Origin of the sequence: Gemmiger formicilis (genome assembly GCF_016901605.1) — a bacterium.
GTDB classification, from domain to species: domain Bacteria; phylum Bacillota; class Clostridia; order Oscillospirales; family Ruminococcaceae; genus Gemmiger; species Gemmiger formicilis_B.
Window position 1 is genome coordinate 1 of the sequence record NZ_JACJKP010000950.1, and the last position, 218, is coordinate 218.

Here is a 218-nt window from a genome sequence, read left to right on the forward strand (position 1 = left end):
AATTTTTGCAGCCTGACCAATGAACAGGTGGAGCGGTATCTCGCACGATTCCGGGAGCTGGAGATCATCTGTGACATGCCCGATGCAATCATTTGCTTTCCATGCTCACCGCAACGGTACAGACGATACATGGAGGGGTTGAACATTGGAAATGGGCTGGAGCGGCCCGACCACCGGGACAATCCGTCCCGCTGACGTTCGACCATCAGGGGGGCGCA

The 218-nt window shown here is 56.4% G+C and carries 1 protein-coding gene; it reads left to right on the plus strand.

The genetic code is table 11. The features are described 5' to 3' along the window. A partial coding sequence (locus H6B10_RS17370) for a hypothetical protein (protein ID WP_204652555.1) occupies positions 1–195 on the plus strand: 195 nt, incomplete at its 5' end. Positions 196–218: the final 23 nt, after the last annotated feature.